This window comes from Micromonospora sp. CA-248212 (assembly GCF_050948405.1).
GTDB lineage: Bacteria > Actinomycetota > Actinomycetes > Mycobacteriales > Micromonosporaceae > Micromonospora.
The window spans coordinates 4,681,511-4,701,409 of record NZ_CP192023.1; the positions used below are offsets into that span (position 1 = coordinate 4,681,511).

Below are 19,899 nucleotides of genomic sequence, written 5' to 3' on the forward strand. Positions count from 1 at the left end.
CTGCGCGCCGCCGCTGGGCTATCTCCTCCGGGGCCTGGCACTGGATTACCTGCCCGACGAAAGTCGCGAGGAGTTGGGGCACCTTGCCTGCGGCCGAGCGGGGGCGCAGGTGGTGAGCGCCACGGATGCGGCCGGCGGGGACCGGGGCGCACCAGCGATTCAAAGCCCGCCGTCGGCTGTCACCGCAGGCGGGTGACCGTCTTGTGCTCGATGTAGCCGGTCAGGCCGACCTGGCCGTACTCGCGACCGAGGCCGCTGGCCTTGTAGCCGCCGAACGGGCCATCGAAGCTAATCGGCGAGCCGTTCAATGTGACAGTGCCGGTGCGCAGTCGGCGGGCCATGTCCAGTGCCCGCTCGGGGCTCGTCGTCCAGATTCCGCCGGAGAGACCGTAGTCGGAGTCGTTGGCTATCCGCACTGCCTCGTCCTCGTCGTCGTAGGCGATCACGGCCAGGACCGGGCCGAAAATCTCCTCCTGCGCGATGCGCATGTTGTTGGTGACATCGGCGAAAACGGTCGGGGTGACGTAGTTGCCCTGCTCCAGGCCCTGGGGCACCTCGGGGCCACCGGTCACCAGGCGGGCGCCTTCCGCGATACCCAGCTTGATGTAGTCGATCACGCGGTGCTGCTGGTCCGGCCGGATCATCGGGCCGACGAAGGTGTCCGGCTCTGACGGATCTCCGACCTTCAGCGACTCCACCATCTCCTTCAGCGCCGCGACGACCTCGTCGTAGCGGCTGCGCGGCGCCAGGATCCGGGTCTGCAGGATGCAGGCCTCGCCGTTGTTGCCCAGGGAACCGAAGCGCAGCCCCTGCATCACGGCGGGCAGGTCGGCGTCGGCCAGGATGATGGCGGCGGACTTGCCGCCCAACTCCAGGCCAACCCGCTTGAGGTGCTCCCCGGCGATCGAGGCGATACGACGGCCGGCCCGGGTCGACCCAGTGAACGAGATCTTGTCAACGTCCGGGTGCGCGACGAGGTATTCGCTGGTCTCCCGGTCCGCCGGGAGAATGCTGAGCACGCCATCGGGGAGGCCGGCCTCGTGCCAGAGGTCGGCAAGCAGCATCATGCTCAGCGAGTTCTCCGGGGAGACCTTCAGTACCACGGTGTTGCCGGCCAGCAGCGCGGGGACCAGCTTGGCGGTGGCGGCGGAGAACGGCGAGTTCCACGGGATGACCGCGGCGACCACGCCGATCGCCTCGCGCCGAACGATGGTGTCGAAAGCCACCGTGAGGTCGGAGGGCTCGACGACCTCTTCCCAGCCGAACTCCTCGGCCGCCTTGAGGTAGGCGTTGACCTGCCGGGTCAGGAAAGGCTGGCCGGCCTTCGTGAACCAGCCGGCCGATCCGTTCTCGGCCGAGATCGCTGCCGCAATCTCGTCGGCCCGCGCGGCGCGCAACGCGTCGTAGCGGCGGATGACCTCTTGGCGCTCCTCCGGGATCGTATGCGGCCACGGCCCGTTGTCGAACGCCGTGCGGGCGGCGGCGACAGCCGCGTCCACATCGGCGTTGGCGGCCTGGGCCACCTGGCCGAGCACGGACTGGTCGTGCGGGGAGCGGATCTCCAGCAGCTTCGAACTGCTGGGCGTCATCCAGGTACCGCCGATGTAGAGCTTGTCGCGAACAATCATCAGTCACGTCTTTCTAGTGAGGGGAGGGAAATCGGGCGTCAGGCGCGGTGGAGCGTGCGCCCTAGCTGATTGGGGAAGTTGGGGGGCGGACCATCTTGGCGACCGAGGTCTCGGTGAAGTCGCCGAGACCGTCGAGATCCGTGGATTGGCTCACCTCGCGCCACGCGGCGTCCTCCGTGGCCCGGGCCTCGGCGATCAATGGCGCGAGCCAGGCCGCGTCCGAGCCCAGGAGGAGCCGCGCCGGCGGCTGCGGCTCCTCCGTGATCCGCAGGATTACCCGCGCCATTTTTGCTGGATCGCCGCGCTGCACGTCCGGATTGTCATAGTACGTCCGTACAAAGGCGCCAACTGTCTCGTCGTACTCGTCCTGCATGGGCGGCACGGACATCGGGGCAGCCGCCCACGGCGTCCGAATGCCGCCCGGCTCGACCAGGGTGGCGTGGATGCCGATCGTCTCCACCTCGCGGGCGAGGATCTCCGTGAAACCGCCCAGCGCCCACTTGGCCGCCTGATATGCCGCCAGGCCGGCCTGGGCGCGTCGGCCGCCAATCGTCGAGACGTTCACGATGCTGCCGGAGCGCTGTGGGCGTAACACCGGCAGGGCGGCCCGCACCATGTTGACCGCACCGAAGAAATTGATCTCGACGATCCGGCGAAACTCGTCCTCCGGCATGTCTTCAATCGAGCCGACGCTGCGGTATCCGGCGCTGTTCACCAGCGCGTCGAGGCGGCCGAACTCGCTGACCGCGTACTGGACCGCCGTCTGTGCGTCAGCGCTGGAGGTCACGTCGACTGCGAGTACGCGCAACCGGTCCTGCTGTTGGTCGGGCACCGGCAGGACGTCGGTGGTCAAATCCGTCGCAAGCACGTTGTGCCCGGCCTGCAGCCCGGCATCGACCAGGTGCTGACCGAGGCCTCCGCCCGCTCCGGTCACCAAGAGTGTCTTTGTCATTGCGTCTCACCCACACTTTCACGGAATTTCGGGGCACGGCTGCGCCCTCCACACCGAGCCGCGACAAGCGGCCTGAGCGCATGCTCGGCCACGAACAGTCCGCAGGTCGCCGGGCTCTGGCGGTCAGGACTCAACCGGGTGGTCCGTGGAACGACTGACCTCGGCCCACGTCCGAGCCTCCGTGTTGCGCTCGTCGCCCGATTGCAACGCGATCTCCAGGGCGTCGCTGCCGAGCAGCAGTCGGCGAGGGGGCTCCGGCACGTCGAGGATGTCGACGATCGCCTTTGCCATCCGGGCCGGGTCACCAGGCTCGTTGCCGGCGTAGGCCGCGAACCGCTCCAACCACGCGCCGACGGTCTGCTCGTAGCCCTTGCTGAGCTGGCCGGAGGCGGTCGCGGCCCCGGCGGCCCAACCGGTACGGATGCCGCCCGGCTCGACGATCGTCACCTTGATGCCCAACGGGGCGACCTCGTTCGCCAGCACCTCGGAGAAGCCCTCGACGCCGAATTTCGCCGTCTGGTAGGCGCTGAGGCCTGGGGTGCCGCCGACCCGCCCGCCGATGGACGAGATCTGCACGATGTGTCCGGCGCGCTGGCGGCGCAGGACGGGCAGCGCCGCCCTGGTCACGTTGACGGTTCCGTACAGGTTTGCGTCGACCTGTGCCCGGAACTCATCCTCCGGGAAGTCCTCCACCGAACTGCTGGCGGCGTAACCGGCATTGTTGATCACCACGTCGAGGGAGCCGAACTTGTCGACGGCCGCCGCGACCACGTCGCGGCACGCCTCAGGCGAGGTGACGTCCAGCGGCAGGGTCAGGAGCCGCTCCGGGTGCTCCCGAGTCAGGTCCGTCAGCGAATCTGGGTTGCGCGAGGTCACCGCAACTCGATCGCCTGCCCCGAGTGCCGCCAGGGTCAGGGCCTTCCCGAGACCCTGGGAACCGCCGGTGATCAGCCATGTCCGTGCCATGGTGCCTCCTTCTGTCTAGAACTGAACCCACTCGGATTCAGCCTGCCTGTGCCACGAGATGTGCGTAGCAGATTCTCACCTAACCACCACTTGACTGTAGCACTAACTGACTTGAGCAGCTCCTCTATGAGGATGATCGTGAGGTTATCTACTACCACTGTTACGCTTGGAGCTATCATGAGAGCTGACGCCGCCCGCAACCTCGCTGCCGTCCTGCGCACCGGGGCCCGCCTGCTGGCGGAGGACCCGAGCACCTCGATCTCCGCCATAGCCAGCGCGGCGGGAGTGGACCGCACCACCGTTCACCGCCGCTTCGCCAATCGCGAAGCCCTGCTCAGCGCCGTCTTCCAGGCCAAGCTCGACTCGGCGGAGCGAGTCCTCGACGACTCGCGGCTTACGGAGGCGCCGGTAGCGGTCGCATTGCACCGCTACGTGGAAGGGATCATTCCGGTCAGCCGTGACTGGCCCGTCGACACGCGCCGCATGATGCGCGCGGATCCCGCCGCCGACAGACGACGTCAGCAGCAGAGTCAGCGACTGAATGACTTCCTCAAACGCGCTTCCGATGAGGGCTACCTTCGCCCCGACACCTCCCCGGCCTGGGCGCGGGCGGTCCTCGACCAACTGGTGGAGACCGCCGCCCATCACTTCCCCGAAACGGCTCCCCCACGGGCGGCCGACCTGGTCGTGGAGACCTTCCTCAACGGCCTCGGCCCGTCGTGACAACCGGGAGCCGCCACCGAAGTTCGGCCTAGGTCCGGGATCCCGCTTCTCCGGCACCAGGGGTCGGCGGTGTCACATTGACGGCTGATCTTGGTTGTTGCAGTGGGCTGCTTCCTCAATCGCCAGCGCCGCACCTGCGGCGGCGACACGACCTGGGATCGGGCCCAAGGCGACGGCGCAGCCGCAGCTCGATGCCATCACTGTGACCCGCGAGAGCTCCACCGGCCCGGTGCACCGGCTTCGTCGGGAGCGTTTGCGTGTAGTTCGACCCGCGCTTCGAGTCCGACGACTCGCGATACAAGCGCAGAGCGCGATGACGTAGCTCGTCGGGGTACTTCTTCGGTGCTGCCACGGACGACTTGCTCCCCCATTGGCCACCGCGCCGAAGTTACCGCTGGGATGTGACACTCTCAGCGACCGGCCGAGAGGCTCCCAGGGCTGGCAATCCCCCTGGTCGAGTTGCCAATGTCGGCGGCGGAAGCACCGCGGTGATCGGCAGGGTGAGCGGTAGTCCCCAACCGAGTGCGCGTCCGGGCAGCCGCCACGCCGAGCGGAGGTCTGCCCAACCGACCCGCATCCCGTCGGTGAACAGCACCGCGAACAGCGCCAGCTCGGCGAGTTGCGCCACGATCGGCGAGTCGGCGCGCAGGTGCAGCACACCGGTGGTGTCCTCGCCGAGCAGGAACCCGGCAAGCAGGAACAGCGCCGCGGTGGACAGGATGGTGCGGTGTGCCAGTGCCGAGACGAGCACAGCGGCCAGCAGGACGGCGGCGAAGCACAGCAGCAGCAAGGAAACCCCTCCGAGAGCGCGAACCAGCACGGTGCCGACCAGACTTCCCGGCGCTCCACGGATCCCGGTGATCGTAACGGCCACCGACACGAGACGCGACTACGGCCAGCGCCAGCCGGATTCGCTGCCCTATCCCCGAGGTGACATACCGGAGTACCGTGATGGCCGGTGTGCCGGGAAGCCTGGTCGGCAGTCGTGCAACGTCGTCGACCGGAGGGACCGTATGACTGCGTCCGCCATCCGCACCCATCGCCTGACCAAACGCTACGGCAAACTACTGGCCCTGGACGAGCTGAACCTCGACGTGCCGGCGGGCGAGGTGTTCGGGTTCCTCGGCCCGAACGGTGCCGGGAAGTCCACCACGATCCGGCTCCTGCTCGGACTGGCCCGGCCCACCGCCGGCCAGGCCTGGATCTTCGACGCCGATGCCGGGGACGTTTCCGCGGCTCACCGGCTGCTGGCGTACGTGCCGGCCGACGTGGCGCTGTGGCCGCAGCTCACCGGCGCGGAGACCCTGGAGCTACTCGCCGCGACCGGGCCGGCGGTCGATCGCGCTTACCGGGACGAGTTGGTCGAACGCTTCGCGCTCGATCTGTCCACCCCGGCTCGCGCCTATTCCACCGGTAACCGGCAGAAGGTCGCCCTGATCGCGGCGTTCGCCACCCGCGCCCCACTGCTGGTCCTCGACGAGCCGACCAGCGGCCTGGACCCGCTGATGGAGCTTCAGTTCCGCCGTGCTGTCGCGGTCGCCCGGGACAATGGGCAAACCGTCTTCCTCTGCTCGCATCAGCTCGCCGAGGTCGAAGCGGTCTGCGACCGGGTGGCCATCCTGCGCAGTGGTCGACTCGTCGACGTCGCGGGCGTCAGTGCACTGCGCCGGCTGCGGCGCACCGAGGTGACCGCCCGGTTCAGCGGCTCCGTACCCGACCTGCGCGACGTAGCCGGGGTGGAACTCGTCGCTCAGGACAGCGGCATGCTCCGCTTCACGATGACCGGACCGCCGGCACCGGCACTGCGCGCCCTCGCCGCCACCGACGTCACCGCGCTCACCGTCCGGGAGCCGAGCCTGGAGGAGATCTTCCTCGGCTACTACGGGGAGACGTCCCGATGACCGTCATCGTCGCACCGGAGCATGCCCGGCCGGTCCGCGCGAGCGCTGGTGGGACCGTTACCCGCCTGGTCGTCCGGCAGGTACGTCGTGGAACGGCCATCGTGCTCACCGTGGTGGTCGGCATGTCGGTGCTCGTCGCCGTCACCTACACCGAGACGATCAGCGACGGTGGCGGCGCCGAGGCCCTCGCCGCGCTGGCCGGTAATCCGGCGATCCGCACCCTGTTCGGCGAGCCCGTCGGCCTCGACACCGTCGGCGGTTTCACGGTCTGGCGCACCGGCACCGTCCTTGCTGTGCTGTTGTCGGTGTGGGGAGCGCTCGTCACCACCCGCGTCACCCGGGGCGAGGAGGAAGCCGGTCGCTGGGACCTGCTGCTCGCCGGACGATTGGGCCGCAGCGCACTACTCGCCCGGCACCTCGCGGTGCTGACGGCCGCGATGATCCTTGTGGGGGCGGCGCTCGCCACGGCGCTCGCCTCGGTCGGCACGCCGGTGCGGGGGGCGGTCGTACACGCCACCGGTCTGGCGTTGGCCGGTGCGGTGGCGGTCGCGGCGGCGGCCCTCGCCGCGCAGGTCTTCCCGGCCAGGTCCGCGGCGACCGGAGCCACGCTGGCGTTTCTCGGGGTGGGACTACTGACACGGATGGTCGGCGACGGAGTCACCGTCCTCGGTTGGCTGCGCTGGCTGCCACCATACGGTCCACTGGCATTGGTCGGTCCGTACCGGAACGACCGGTTGGCGCCCCTGGCCGTTCTCGGGTTCACCGCGATCGCGCTCACCGTCGGCGCGCTCGCCCTGATGCGGCGGCGGGACGTCCGGGAAGGACTCCTCTCCCCCGCTTCCGGACGGCCGGCACGGCTGCGGCTGCTCGGCTCGGTAACGGCCTTCAGCGTTCGACGGCTACTGCGGTCGTTGGCGGGTTGGTCGACCGGGGTCGGCGGGTACTTCCTGCTGATCGGTCTGCTCGCCGAGTCGCTGACGACGTTCCTCGCAGACAATCCGCGCTTCGCGGACCTGGCGGCGCAGGCCGGCTTCGCCGGCCTGCACACCGTCCGCGGGTACGCGGCCACGCTCTTCGCCCTGCTCGCCATACCGGTTGGCGCGTTCACCGCCGTCCGTCTCGGCGCGTTCGCCGCAGCGGAGACCAGCGGCCGCCTGACCCTGCTGCACGCCGGGCCGACCACCCGCGTCCGGCTGCTCGGCGCCGAGATCCTCACCACCACGGCGGGCGCGGCGGTCCTCGTCACCGTCGCCGCAGTGGCCGCATGGCTGGGCTCGAACCTGGTCGGTGCCGGGTTGCCACTGCCGGCGGCGCTCGCCGGCGCCTGGAACGTCCTCCCGGTCGTGCTGCTCAGCCTCGCCGCAGCGGTCGTCACACTCGGTCACACGACGCAGGGTGTGGTGGCGTGGGGCGTGGTGCCGACCGCTGGTGGGTTCCTGCTCACGGTCGTCGCCGACAGCGTCGACGCGCCGGGCTGGGTACGCGGGCTTTCGCCGTACACCCATCTCGCGGCCGTGCCCTCGACGACGCCGGACTGGCCGGCGATGGCCGCCATGGTCGCGGTGGCGGCCCTGGCCCTCCTGGTCGGCCTGGCGACATACCGGAGACGCGACCTGCGGCTGTAGCCCACCGGTCCGCGCGGTGAGCTGATGGGTGGGGCGACCGTCCCGAACGGCCGTGAGAGCATGCGGTTCATGATCCGGACCGGCCAGATGACCCCATGGGGCGTGCGCGCTAGGGGCGCCGGCGTGGGCACCCGGCGCACCGGCGCGGCCGACGGATGCTAGACCCGGTGCCGACGTGGCAGCGGCGAAGTAGGCGACTGTGGCATCCCGCGCAGGTCATCGCGGTCGGCTTCGGCACGGCGGTGGCGGTCGGTACCGGCCTGTTGTCGCTGCCCGTGGCCACCCGTTCCGGCCAGCGCGCCGAACTGATGGATGTGGTTTTTACCGCGACCTCGGCGGTGTGCGTGACCGGCCTGGTCACCGTCGACACCGGCAGCTACTGGTCCAGCTTCGGCCAAGCGGTGATCCTGCTGCTCATTCAGGCCGGCGGCCTGGGCATCATGACGCTGGCGACGTTGTTCACCGTGCTGCTGTCGCGGCGACTTGGCCTACGGGCCCGGTTCCTGGCACAGGCGGAGACGAAGAGCCTCGACCTCACCGACGTGCGCGCGGTGGTCCGCCGGATCGTGCTGTTCAGCCTCGCCAGCGAAGCCGTCGTCGCGGTGGTGTTGACGCTCCGGTTCATCACCGGCTATGACGAGCCGTTCGGCGAGGCGCTGTACGACGGGGTGTTCCACGCGGTGTCGGCGTTCAACAACGCGGGCTTCTCCACCAACGCCGACAGCCTCGTCGGCTACGCCACCGACCCCTGGATTTGCCTGCCCATCGCCGCCGCGGTCATCCTGGGCGGGCTGGGCTTTCCGGTCGTGTTCGAACTGCTCAAAGGCTGGCGCCGCCCCGCGCTCTGGTCGGTGCTGACCCGCATCACCCTCGCCCTCACGGGTACGCTGCTCGTGCTCGGCACCCTTGTGCTCACCCTCGCCGAGTTCTCCAACCCGCGTACCCTCGGCCCGCTCGGCGGCGGGGAGAAACTGTTGGCCGGGTTCTTCGCCTCGGCCATGACCCGCACGGCCGGGTTCAACAGCGTCGACATCGGCGGGATGCGGCCAGAGAGCCTGCTCGCCAGCGACGTGCTGATGTTCATCGGCGGTGGCAGCGCCGGCACCGCCGGCGGGATCAAGGTCAGCACCTTCGGGCTGCTGGCATTCGTGCTCTGGTCGGAGATGCGCGGCGAGCTCCACGTCAACGTCGGCCGGCGGAGCATCCCCGCGAGCAACCAGCGCCAGGCGCTCGCGGTCGCCCTGCTCGGGGTCGGCGCGGTGGTCACCGCCACCTTCGCGCTGTTGGCTATCACCTCGTACCGGCTCGACGTGGTGCTGTTCGAGGCGGTGTCCGCGTTCGCCACCGTGGGCCTGTCCACCGGCATCACCGGAAACCTACCGCCGCAGGCGGACCTGCTGCTGGTGGTGCTGATGTTCGCCGGCCGGGTCGGTCCGCTGACCCTGGCCTCGGCGCTGGCGCTGCGCGAACGCAACCGCCGCTTCGAGTTACCCGAGGAAAGGACGATCGTTGGCTGAGGCACGCACCGAACCCGTGGTCGTGATCGGGCTGGGCCGGTTCGGCTCCGCCCTGGCCCTGGAACTGGTCAGCCGAGGAACCGAGGTTCTCGGCATCGACCACCGCCCGAAGGCCGTCCAGGCCCTCTCCGGACAATTGCCACACGTCGTCACCGCCGACTCCACCGACATCGAAGCCCTGCGGCAACTTGGCCTGGCCGAGTTCCACCGCGCCGTGGTGGCCATCGGCACGGACATCCAGGCCAGCATCCTCACCACCAGCCTGCTGGCCGAACTCGGCATCCCCGACATCTGGGCCAAAGCAATCAGCGGCCAGCACAGCAACATCCTCACCCGCGTCGGCGCCCACCACGTCGTCGCACCCGAGCACGACATGGGCGAACGCGTCGCCCACCTGCTCTCCGGGAGAATCCTCGACTACGTCGAAGTCGACGCCGACTTCGCCGTCATCAAGACCACCCCACCCCGGGACATCGTCGGCCTGCCACTACGCGAATCCCGCCTCCGCAGCAAATGGGGCGTCACCGTCGTGGCCGTCAAACCCCAGGCAGCGGTACCCGGCGGCAAACCCCGCGCCTTCACCTACGCCACCCCCGAGACCGTCCTCGCCTACGGCGACCTCATCCTCGTCGTCGGCACCCTGGACAACGTCGAACGTTTCGCCACCACCGATTAGCACGCCACTGTCCGTCAGTGGACGTTAGATGCCGGTCACGGTTCCGTCTTCTGCGGGCTTGCCGGGGCGCTCCTGAACGATTGCGGGGTCGATGGCTACCCTCGGGCTTCTCCTCCTGCTCATCTCACCGGCATCGAGGCGGCGGTGGGCCAGGATTCAAGGCTCAGCTCCGGTAAATGCCCAGACGTTGATCAGCAGTGCCGCGCCCACAACGGCGGCCAGCGGGACGCCCGTGCCGCTGCCGAGGAACAACACGCCGCATATCCCGCCGAATGCTGCTCCTACCAGGGCGAAGACCGCCGCGCGCCACCACCATGGTCGAGCCCGGGGCGGCGACGCCCCGGCCGGGAGGATGACGAGGTCGCGGAGCGCGTCACTGACGTCGGCTCGTTCGTCCAGCACCACTCGCTTCGGCGGCTGATGTCGTAGCCGGCCAATCGGCACCAGCCGCACCTGGCCCGGCATCTCGATGACCACTCGGCGCTTTGTCGAGACGTCGCCGTGGACCGTGACGTGAACGGTGCCGCTCACCGAGTCCACGACCGGGTGCCACATGACCCGCTGCCAGCGGTCGGGACCGCGGTGTCTGTTCGTTGCGAGGGCGATCCAGGTGCTGTTACCGACCGATATCGGTGGGCCGTCCGGTCTGTCGCCGGCGAGTACCGATGCCTCCAGGAGAGAACTCGGCCGACCCGCGGCTCGTCGGAACAGGATGCCACGTAGCGCCCAGGTCAGCACGACCAATACGGCCACGAAGCCCGAGATCACGATCGGAACCGTCAGATCGTCCTCGTTGCTGGTCTCGTCCGGGTCGGCCGGGAAGCCACGGGGCGTGGGCTCGGCCGGGTCGTACGCGACCGGGAACGGTCGGTCCTTCGTGTACCGGTCGGTGTCGTAGATGCCGAAGCGCTGCACGTGTTCCTGGCCCGCCTGGTCCACCCATCGGACACGGATGTCGTCGAGGTCCCCGATCCCGTCCTCGACGACGATGCCCTCGACCACCGCAGTGGCTCGTGCCTGCGCGCTGGCGTACCGGTACCCCTTCCAGCCGAGGACGCTCCCGACAATGGCGAACGCGAGCATGGTGGCGGCGAGCGCCAGAAGCGCGACGCGCAGAACCGGCCTCTGACCATTCATCGCACGGCCCACGCTGTGAAGCGCGGCAGCAGTTGCCGTACCCGAGCCGGATCACCGCTGTCGACGACGTACTCCACCAGTTCCTCGACGTCGAGCAGCCCACCGGCGGGGTCGACCAGCACGCTCGATGTCCACCGGCTGGCACGTGGCCACCCGGCCTCCTGGAGCGCCCCGCTGATCACATGCCCGACGTAGCCGACCAGAACGGCGCGTGCCGCGGCGGCCCGCATCGGCGCTGGCAGCCTTCCCGTCTCCGGGTCGAGCGCCCGAGCCAGTTGCGCCCACGTGCTGTCCGCCACGGCGTCGGCCGCGATGGCCACCGCGGCGCGTACGGAATCCTGACCCGTCACCTGCATGAGACGCGACGCGACCTCCCGCGTGCTCGCCTCGAAGCGGTCTGGTGCGAGGTCGAGGAGACGAACCGGTCGAGGCTCGTCCGGAACCTCGTGTGCGCTGACGAGGTCCCGCACGCACCATCGCTCCAGCGTGTCGGCGTTCCGCAGGGGCACCGGTGAGCTCGCGTCCCAGCCGAGGCCGAGGTGCTCGGGTAGCGCGGCGAGTCGGACGGCCAGCGGGGGCTCGATCGCGATGCCCATCGGGTCGTCCTCGTCGGCCGCAGTAGCAGCGGCGGCTAGGCGCGGCGCGACGTACGGATCGGCGAGTGCCGCGTCGAGTGCTTCGTACAGGTCCTCCGGGTAGTTCCCGTCCTCGCCCAGCACCTCCGTCCAGGTGTCGCCGAGCGCGTGGAAGGCCGCATCGATGATGCCGATCTCGACGAGAGCACCGCGGATGGCCGGCGTGCCGGCAACCGCGGCGGCATCGGCATCCGCGGCCAAGACCAGCGGCCAGACCCGAGCCCGGCTCGCCCGCAGCAACCGCTCGACCAGGACGGCCGGAGCCCGGAGGCGGTTCTCGATGCTGGCCACCAGGGATCCCCGCGCGCGAAGCAGCAGTTGGGTCCGCCGGTCCCCGGCATGCTGTTCTTCAGCGAACTCGCGTGCCACGAGGGCGGCGATTTCGGCAGCGGTGAGCCGGCGCACCAGCGGCAGACCCAGGAAGAGGGTGAAGGTACGAAACCCCGACGTCCGGGTGGGCAGGACGGCGACCTCCGGCTCGGCCACGATCCGCGCGAGCAGCGGAAAGCCAAAGCCGAGGCGCTCGGCAACCTGCCGCACCAGGGTGGTCAGCTCGGGCTCATCGGCCGGACGCACGGCGTGACCGGTGAATCGTGGCCGATGCGTCAACAAGGGGATCACGTTGAATGCGAGCACCGGGAGCACGATCCACACGAACGGCACCCAGTCGCGGAAGACCGCCACAGCGGCGAGCACGGCCAAGCCGAACAGGAGGACGGCCGGATGCGCGAGGGCGGTCATGGCCGCGACAAGCATCCAGCCGCGCAGGGCAGACAGGCGGGCGGTGGCCGGGCTCATGGTCCCACCTCACCCCTCGCTAGCACGGGGGTCGAGATACGGTGCCCGCCTCCATCGGTGGAAGGTCATTGAGGGCGATACCGAACCGGAGGCGGTGTGTGCTGCGCGGGTCACGGCGGCCAACCAGGCCGGACTCGTTCGTCTGGCCAGACTGCTCGACGGCAGCCGACACAGGAAGGTAAACACTTCTGACCAGCCGGCGCACCGGTGAGGAGTCGAGCGGTCATGGCGAGGGCCTCGGTGCGGGTGCCCGCCCGTCCGGCTCGGTCAAGAATCCTTTCGGCGCAGCCGCCTCGATGTGCTGACGCAGCGCCGCGATCTCCGCCCGCAGCGCCGCGACGTCCGCGCTCGTCGCGGCGGCCGGCTGCTCGGAGGCTGAAGCGACCCGCTCCACGATCCAGGTCGCTAGCGAACCCGTGACGAAACCGATCAGACCGATCCCCCCGATCATCAACCCGAGCGCGACGAACCGCCCCATCGAGGTGACCGGGTAGTGGTCGCCGTACCCGACGGTGGTGATGGTGACTGTCGCCCACCAGAGGGCGTCGTCGAACGACGTGATGTTCGGATCGGCCCCGGACCGTTCGGCATCCAACACCGCGAGCGCGGACACCAGAACCAGCAGCACGGTGGTGGTGGCGACGTAGACGGCGAGTCGGCCCCGCGCCCAGACCTCCGTGCGCCGGCTGATCGTCAACACCACCATGATCAGCCGTACGGCGCGCAAGGGGCGCAGCACCGGTAGTGCCAGCACGACGAGGTCGAACAGGTGGCCCCGCAGGAACCGACGCCGGTCGGTGGCCAGCTTCAGGCGTACCAGCATGTCGAGCCAGAACAGCAACCAGATGACGACCGACGTCACAGCGCAGGCGTCCCGCCACGCCGGCGCCAGATCGGTGCGCAGGATCGGCGCCGCGTACACCCCGAGGAAGACCATCGACAACACCGTCAACGGCGCTGCGGTGAGCCGCTCCCAGTTCGCCGACCGGGCCAACCGCCGATCTGCCCCACCCTGCATCTCTGGCTCCGCCCGAAGATCCGGTCCGCTCATATCGGCAATGATCACCCTCCAGCGTGCGTGGGCTCACTCGGTCATCACGTCAAACCCGGCCAGGATCCCGTGGTTAACCATGTCGGCGCGCAGTGGGGACTTACTGATCGTCCTTCTTGTCCCGCCATCTGTCGATGAGCGCCGGCAGTTCACGCCAGAGGTAGTCGTAGAAGTCGCGCATCTCGGTAAGGCGGGTTGCGGCGAGGCTGCCCACGCCGGCCACCGTGATGCCTTCTTCGGCGGCTTCCCGCATGCTTCCGATCATCGCGTTCTGGCCGGACATGAGGGTCGCCCACGCGCCGTCACGAAGCCGGAAGTGCTCGCGGCGACTACCCGGAGCGGGCACTCGCTCGATCAACCCGACGGTTCCGAGGGACTTGATGGCGGTGGACACGCTGCCGGAACTGATGGCCAGGGTGTCCGCGATCTCGCCAGCGGTCATCGTCTCCTGCTCGGTGAACAGCAACGCCGCCAGCACTCGCGCCGTCATCCGTTGCAACCCGCCCTCGGCGAGGGTCAGTGCCAGCTTCTCCGCTGGACCACTCAAAGCCATCCGCGCCCTCCCGCGCTCGATCGACCAGAAGCCTAACATCTTGCAATCTTCAGAAATCTTTGAACATTCGATACTCTGCAAGCCATGGCTGATGTGATCCAGCTGGAGAAGCTGACCAAGACCTACGGCCGCCGCACGGGACTGCGCGGCCTCGACCTGTCCGTCGCCGAGGGTGAGGTGTTCGGCTACCTGGGTCCGAATGGGGCTGGCAAGTCGACCACCATCCGCGTGCTACTGGACCTGATCCGACCGACCAGCGGACACGCGCTGGTGTTCGGGCACGACCCGCGCCGGGACGCGGTGGCGCTGCACCGGCGGATCGGGTATCTCGCCGGGGAGTTCGTGGTCAACCCCCGCCAGCGCGTCGGTGAGTGCCTGACGTTCCTGGCCGACCTGCGCGGAGGCGTGCCGAAGGCCCGCATCGGCGAGCTGGCCGGGCGGTTGGAGTTGGATCTGACCGCGCGGATCAAGACCCTGTCGAAGGGCAACCGGCAGAAGATCGGCCTGGTACAGGCATTCATGCACCGCCCCGAACTGTTGATCCTCGACGAGCCGACGTCCGGGCTGGACCCCCTGGTGCAGCAGACGTTCCTCGACCTGGTCCGCGAAGCCAGAGCCGACGGGCAGACCGTGTTCATGTCCTCGCACATCATGAGCGAGGTCGAGGCGGTCGCCGACCGGGTCGGCATCATCCGCGACGGCCAGCTCGTCGCCCTCGACACGGTGGCTCGACTCCGCGACCGCAGCGTGCACGAATTCCTGGTCACCTTCGCCGACCCGGTCGATGACACCGCACTCGCCGCCCTGCCGGAGGTGACCGGCCTGACCGCTGACGGCCCGACCGCGAGGTTCCGCCTCGCCGGCAGCCCCGACGGGCTCATCCGCGTACTCGCCCAGCAGCGGGTCGTGAGCCTCCGTGCCACCGAACCCGACCTGGAACAGCTGTTCCTCACCTACTACCAGCCCGACGCTGCAAGCAAGGAGACCACGCATGCCTAACCTGCTGACCAAGACGTTGTGGGACGGCCGGCGGGCCCTGGCCGGTTTCACCGCCGGCATCGCCCTGCTCGCAGCGATGTATGCCGGCTTCTATCCCCAGGTCGCCGACCGCGCGATGGGACAGACCGTCCAAGGCTTCTCCCCCGGGCTGCGGCAGGCGCTGCGGATGGAGGACCTCTCCTCCGCCGCCGGGTATCTCGGCTCCAGCGTGTTCGGCATCATCGTGCCCCTGGTCGCCGTCATCTTCGGCATCGTCACCGGCACCCGCGCAGTCGCCGGCGATGAGGAAGCCGGCTACCTCGACCTACTCCTCGCCCACCCGGTCAGCCGCACCCGGCTGCTGCTGCACCGCTTCGCCGCGCTCACCGTCAGCGCCATCCTCATCGCGGTGGTGGTCCTGCTGGCCCTGCTGGCCATCCGGCCCGGCGCACAACTCGACAGCATCACCGTCGGCGAGTTCACCGCCCAGTGTCTCGCCCTGGCCCTGCTGATCATCGTCTTCGGGACGGTCGCGATGACCGTCGGCGCGGCCACCGGCAGCCGACCCGCCGCCCTCGCCGGCAGCGCGGGCATCGCCGTCCTCACCTACGCCGCCAGCACCTTCGCCAGCCAGATCGGCGCCGACGCCCTCCGCTACGCCTCCCCCTTCCACTACTACATCGGCGGAGAACCCCTGCGTAACGGCTTCCAATGGGCCGACCTGACCATCCTGACCGCCACCACCGCGGTCCTGCTGACCGGCGCCGTAGCGGCATTCAACCGCCGCGACCTGACCAGCTGACCGCGACCGCCCTCACCACGCCAGCGGTGTGGCCCGACGCACTGGACGTCATGCAGCCACGGGCATCAACTCCGCCGCGGCCCCCGCGGGCACGGCAGCCCCGATCCTGCCGCCGTCACTGACCGGCACCTCGGACACGATGTGTGAGACAGCCCTGCTGCGCTTGGCGCACGGGCCATGAACGGCGGCGATCGTGGCGAGTCGGTCGGACCGTGCTGAACGCGCCGGGCCGATCTTCACCAGACAACCACAGCACCGCACCGCTGCGACCGCAGGTGCAGGCGGGAAGAAGACAAAGAGCCGCATGTCATCACGCCTGTGGGCACAAACAGAGCGCCGGGTTGGAAAGGACGCAACGAACTGAGCGGAGCACGACCGATCCGCTCGCCGGCACCACCGCAGCACCAACAACATGATCATTGTGTGTGACCACCACGCGTGGACCATCGAAGTCGAGCCCGCGATCTACCCGCTCACCCCGGCGGGGAGCTTCCTCGCCACCACAGCAAAAATCCCCGTCCAACGGGACGGGGATTGCTCGAAACGCGAAGAGAAATCACGCTTCGTGGGGAAATAACGTGTCCTAGGATCGACACGAACCGATACCCAACACGGGTTGCGCCTTATCGGCGCTATTCCACTCGCCTGAAATCAGGCTACCTGTAGGGTCCCGGGCTGACCGCCCGGGATCCGGTCGGCACGAGAGGCTCCTCAGCGTGAAGCGGCGAGAGATTCATCGTTCACCTTGGCCTGGCGCGGAATGTGAGCCGTGGTCGTAACCGGTGGGGTCCGGCCGCGTTGGGCTGATCATGGGTGAGCGTGCGGCGTATCCGAGTGACCTGACCGATGAGCAGTGGGCGGTGGTCGGACCGTTCCTGCAGGCGTGGAAGGACCGCCACCCGTCGGTGTCGGGGCATCAGGGTCGCTACGAGCTGAGGGAGATCGTGAACGCGATCTTCTACCAGAACCGGACCGGGTGTCAGTGGGCGTACCTGCCGCACGACCTGCCGCCGAAGTCCGCCACCTACTACTACTTCGCCCTGTGGCGTGATGACGGCACCGACCAGGTGATCCATGATCTGCTGCGTTGCCAGGCGCGGGAGAAGGCCGGCCAGGTTCGCCGCCCGCCCGCAGCCCGCCGGGCGGGATATTCCCAAGCATCTGCTTGACATTCGGCAGAAAGCGAGGAGACTCCAAGCATGTCCTTGGAAAGTGGGCGGCGGCGCGTCATCGGCGACCCGGTAGCCATGCGCGCTCTGGCCCACCCGCTTCGACTCAAGCTCCACGCACTCGTCGGCCGTGAGGGCACCATGACGGCTGCGACGGCCGCGCGCGCGCTGAGGATCAGCCAGGCGCTCGCCTCCCATCACCTGCGCCAGCTCGGGAAGTACGGCTTCGTCGAGCAGGCCGGCCGCAGCGACAACCGGGAGCGCCCGTGGCGGGTGACCGCCGTTTCCCAGGACTGGGAGCCCGGCGAGACAGCCGAGGGCCACGAGGGACTGAGCATGTTGGAGCGGTTCGTGCTGGAGCGCAGCGCCGCTCAGTTGGCCGAGTGGCAGCAACGCCGCCCGGAGATGGATTCCCGCTGGAGTGAGCACACCGGGGTCTCACAGAACCTCGCCTATTTGACCGTCGACGAGCTGGCCGAGCTGCACCGCGCCTGGGAGGCCCTCATCTCGCTCTGGGTGCAGCGCCGTCCGCTCGGCGACACCGCGAGCCGGCCCGAGGGTGCCGTACCGATCGACATCACTCTGATCATCGCGCCGCTGCCGCCGACCGCGTCAGGCGGTTGACCGACGCTTCGGCTCCCCCTTCGTGTTCCGGCGAGGGCCAACCCGTGCGCTCGATGGGTGCACCGATCGAAGGAGGGAATGCTGTGCCACCGCCGACCAACGCCTCGAGGATCCGCCGCGACTATCTGATCCTGCTCGCCCTTCGGTGGTTCCCCAGCGGCCTGATCATTCCGGTGCTGGTGCTCCTGCCGCTTCAGCGTGGACTCAGCCTCGGCCAACTCGGCGTGGTCATGGCGATCCAGGGACTGACGATCCTCTGCCTCGAAGTGCCGACGGGTGGCGCGGCCGACACGTTCGGTCGGCGACCGGTACTGCTCTTCGCCTCCGCGGTCAACATCTGCTCCCTGCTGCTGTTCGCCTTCGCGTCGTCGGTTGCCGCCTTCGCCGTCTACTTCCTGATCCAGGGCGTCTATCGGGCCCTCGACAGCGGACCGCTCGATGCCTGGTTCGTGGACAGCACCCTGGCCCGGGACCCGGACACCTCCATCGAGCGCGGACTCGGTCTGGGTGGCACCGTGATGAGCATCGCCATCGGCGCGGGCTCGTTGCTGAGCGGCCTCCTCGTTGCGGTTCAGCCGATTCCCGGCGTTCCCGGCATCGTCACGCCGGTCGTCATCGCGATCGTGGTGCGGGTGATCGAGCTCGGGTTCGTGACGGTCCTGCTGCGCGAGGAGCCGCGGAACCGGCCGGAACGGTCCGGACGAGACCGCCCGTCGGTCCGATTCGGACGGACGGTCGCCAGTGCAACGCGGCTCATGACCCGCTCCCGTGTGCTGATCTGCCTGCTCGCCGTGGAGATCCTGTGGGGATTCGGGATGGTCAGCTTCGAGACGCTTACCGCGGTCCGGCTGACCGCGGTAACCGGAGACACGGAACAGATCGCCTCGCTGATGGGGCCGTTGACAGCGTTCGCCTGGATCGCCTCGGCAGCCGGCGCGGCTCTGATCATCCCGGTTGCGGAACGCGTCGGCACGCCGCTCGCCGCCGCCCTGATGCGGGTCCTGCAGGGGCTCGCCGTCGCCGCGATGGCACTGTTCGGCGGGCTCGCCGGCATCATCACCGCGTTCCTCGCCTGCTATCTCGTGCACGGCGCGTCGAACCCGCTGCACAACGCGCTGCTGCACCGCCAGGTCGGCACCGACGAGCGCGCCACCGTGTTGTCGCTGAACTCGATGGTCTCGCAGCCGGCCGCCGCACTCGGACTCGTCACGCTGACCGCGCTGGCCGACGCCATCAGCCTGAGCGCGGCGATGGTGATCGGTGCGATCATCCTGGCCGTCGCCGCCCCGCTGTACCTCGCGGCGCGCAACGACCGCCGCCCGGTGACGCCGCAACCCGCTACGACCCGCTGACCGGTCGAGGACCGATCAGCGGGGCAGCGAGGTGCCGGGTCACGAGGAGGAGTGGCGAGGCAGGCAGATGCCGGACAATACGGCCGTGAGTACGGTGAACATCGCGTCCGTCGAACTCTCCTGGTAGAAGTGGCCCCCGTCGAACACGTGCAGCGACGATGGCGCGGTGCTGTGCCTCCGCCAGCCGAGCAGGTCAGCCTCGTCGACCTCGGGGTCGTCACGCCCGCCCAGCACATCGATCGGCACGGTGAGCGGGGGCCGTTCGGCGTACCGGTAGCGCTCGCACGCCTCCAGGTCCGCCCGCAGGATCGGAATGGCGCGGGCGACCAGGTCGGGGTGATCGAAGAACTCGGGCGGCGTGCCGCCCTGCGCCCGTAACATCGTGGTCAAGGCGGCATCGCTGCCGAGGTGGGACGATGTCCGGAGCCGGTTCCAGCGGTCCGGGCTGCGCGCGCTACTGACCACCAGGCGCCGCGGCTCCGGACCGCCCCTGTCCCGCAACATCTGGGCGGTCTCGTACGCGAGCAGACCGCCCATGCTGTGCCCGAACAGGACGAACGGCAGCCGGTACCGTTCGTCCGCTATGCCGTGGGCGATCTCGGCGCTCAACTCGGCGATCCGGGTGCGCGGCGGCTCATCAGCCCGGGCGCCCCGTCCGGGCAGCTGCAACGGACACAGCTCGACGTCCGGTGGCAGCCGATCGGCCCAGCCGAGATATGCCGCCGCGCTGCCGCCCGCGAACGGCAGGCAGTAGAGACGGATCCGCGGCGTCGCAGTGGATCGGCGGTACGGCAGGAGACCGGTGTCCATGG

Annotated in this window: 17 protein-coding genes and 2 pseudogenes; 10 read left to right on the top strand and 9 right to left on the bottom strand. The window is 69.1% G+C overall.

Going from position 1 to position 19,899, the window contains the following annotated elements; all coding sequences use genetic code 11:
- Positions 1-179 precede the first annotated feature (179 nt).
- From ACQP03_RS22025 to ACQP03_RS22035, 3 genes are all read right to left on the bottom strand, one after another.
- Positions 180-1,535, bottom strand: coding sequence for an aldehyde dehydrogenase (locus tag ACQP03_RS22025; RefSeq protein WP_433458229.1), 1,356 nt, complete (start codon positions 1,533-1,535; stop codon positions 180-182).
- Positions 1,536-1,689: 154 nt separating this feature from the next.
- Positions 1,690-2,562, bottom strand: a complete 873-nt coding sequence (locus ACQP03_RS22030) for an SDR family NAD(P)-dependent oxidoreductase (protein ID WP_433458231.1) — start codon at positions 2,560-2,562, stop codon at positions 1,690-1,692.
- A 141-nt stretch (positions 2,563-2,703) separates the two neighbouring features.
- Positions 2,704-3,546, bottom strand: a complete 843-nt coding sequence (locus ACQP03_RS22035) for an oxidoreductase (RefSeq protein ID WP_357128511.1) — start codon at positions 3,544-3,546, stop codon at positions 2,704-2,706.
- A 177-nt stretch (positions 3,547-3,723) separates the two neighbouring features.
- Between ACQP03_RS22035 and ACQP03_RS22040 the strand changes: the two genes are divergently transcribed.
- On the top strand, positions 3,724-4,269 hold the full coding sequence (locus ACQP03_RS22040; RefSeq protein WP_357392390.1) for a TetR/AcrR family transcriptional regulator: 546 nt from the start codon (positions 3,724-3,726) through the stop codon (positions 4,267-4,269).
- 478 nt (positions 4,270-4,747) lie between these two features.
- On the opposite strand, the pseudogene ACQP03_RS22045 reads toward ACQP03_RS22040, so the two are convergent.
- A pseudogene (locus tag ACQP03_RS22045) lies at positions 4,748-5,059 on the bottom strand (cation:proton antiporter); the annotation flags it as partial.
- A gap of 223 nt (positions 5,060-5,282) precedes the next feature.
- Between ACQP03_RS22045 and ACQP03_RS22050 the strand changes: the two are divergent.
- The 4 genes from ACQP03_RS22050 (at position 5,283) to ACQP03_RS22065 (ending at position 9,988) form a co-directional block, all read left to right on the top strand.
- On the top strand, positions 5,283-6,170 hold the full coding sequence (locus tag ACQP03_RS22050) for an ABC transporter ATP-binding protein (RefSeq protein WP_357128505.1): 888 nt from the start codon (positions 5,283-5,285) through the stop codon (positions 6,168-6,170).
- On the top strand, positions 6,167-7,795 hold the full coding sequence (locus tag ACQP03_RS22055; protein ID WP_357392389.1) for a hypothetical protein: 1,629 nt from the start codon (positions 6,167-6,169) through the stop codon (positions 7,793-7,795). Before ACQP03_RS22050 ends, ACQP03_RS22055 begins: the two co-directional genes overlap by 4 nt.
- Positions 7,796-7,962: 167 nt before the next feature.
- Complete coding sequence (locus ACQP03_RS22060) at positions 7,963-9,312, top strand: TrkH family potassium uptake protein (RefSeq protein ID WP_357128499.1); 1,350 nt, start codon at positions 7,963-7,965, stop codon at positions 9,310-9,312.
- The gene (locus ACQP03_RS22065) at positions 9,305-9,988 is read left to right on the top strand and encodes a potassium channel family protein (protein ID WP_357128496.1); all 684 of its coding nucleotides are present in this window, start codon (positions 9,305-9,307) and stop codon (positions 9,986-9,988) included. The genes ACQP03_RS22060 and ACQP03_RS22065 overlap by 8 nt, the downstream gene beginning before the upstream one ends.
- A gap of 156 nt (positions 9,989-10,144) precedes the next feature.
- On the opposite strand, the gene ACQP03_RS22070 is transcribed toward ACQP03_RS22065, so the two are convergent.
- The 4 genes from ACQP03_RS22070 to ACQP03_RS22085 all read right to left on the bottom strand — a co-directional run bounded on the left by ACQP03_RS22070 (position 10,145) and on the right by ACQP03_RS22085 (position 14,162).
- Positions 10,145-11,125, bottom strand: a complete 981-nt coding sequence (locus tag ACQP03_RS22070) for a hypothetical protein (protein WP_357174158.1) — start codon at positions 11,123-11,125, stop codon at positions 10,145-10,147.
- Positions 11,122-12,558, bottom strand: a complete 1,437-nt coding sequence (locus tag ACQP03_RS22075) for a hypothetical protein (protein WP_357128490.1) — start codon at positions 12,556-12,558, stop codon at positions 11,122-11,124. Before ACQP03_RS22075 ends, ACQP03_RS22070 begins: the two co-directional genes overlap by 4 nt.
- Positions 12,559-12,781: 223 nt before the next feature.
- A complete protein-coding gene (locus ACQP03_RS22080; RefSeq protein WP_357128487.1) occupies positions 12,782-13,576 on the bottom strand; it encodes a potassium channel family protein in 795 nt (264 codons plus the stop codon).
- A gap of 133 nt (positions 13,577-13,709) precedes the next feature.
- Entirely contained in the window at positions 13,710-14,162 is a 453-nt protein-coding gene (locus tag ACQP03_RS22085; protein WP_357128484.1) for a GbsR/MarR family transcriptional regulator, read from the bottom strand.
- Between the two features lie 84 nt (positions 14,163-14,246).
- On the opposite strand from ACQP03_RS22085, the gene ACQP03_RS22090 reads away from it, so the two are divergent.
- The 5 genes and pseudogenes from ACQP03_RS22090 (at position 14,247) to ACQP03_RS22110 (ending at position 19,087) form a co-directional block, all read left to right on the top strand.
- The gene (locus tag ACQP03_RS22090; protein WP_357128482.1) at positions 14,247-15,161 is read left to right on the top strand and encodes an ABC transporter ATP-binding protein; all 915 of its coding nucleotides are present in this window, start codon (positions 14,247-14,249) and stop codon (positions 15,159-15,161) included.
- Positions 15,154-15,942, top strand: coding sequence for an ABC transporter permease subunit (locus tag ACQP03_RS22095; protein ID WP_357128479.1), 789 nt, complete (start codon positions 15,154-15,156; stop codon positions 15,940-15,942). Before ACQP03_RS22090 ends, ACQP03_RS22095 begins: the two co-directional genes overlap by 8 nt.
- 809 nt (positions 15,943-16,751) lie before the next feature.
- A pseudogene (locus tag ACQP03_RS22100) lies at positions 16,752-17,075 on the top strand (transposase); the annotation flags it as partial.
- A gap of 66 nt (positions 17,076-17,141) precedes the next feature.
- Complete coding sequence (locus ACQP03_RS22105; RefSeq protein WP_357128476.1) at positions 17,142-17,735, top strand: helix-turn-helix domain-containing protein; 594 nt, start codon at positions 17,142-17,144, stop codon at positions 17,733-17,735.
- A gap of 83 nt (positions 17,736-17,818) precedes the next feature.
- Complete coding sequence (locus ACQP03_RS22110) at positions 17,819-19,087, top strand: MFS transporter (RefSeq protein WP_176730629.1); 1,269 nt, start codon at positions 17,819-17,821, stop codon at positions 19,085-19,087.
- A gap of 39 nt (positions 19,088-19,126) precedes the next feature.
- On the opposite strand, the gene ACQP03_RS22115 is transcribed toward ACQP03_RS22110, so the two are convergent.
- Entirely contained in the window at positions 19,127-19,897 is a 771-nt protein-coding gene (locus tag ACQP03_RS22115) for a thioesterase II family protein (RefSeq protein ID WP_091606449.1), read from the bottom strand.
- Between the last annotated feature and the right edge of the window lie 2 nt (positions 19,898-19,899).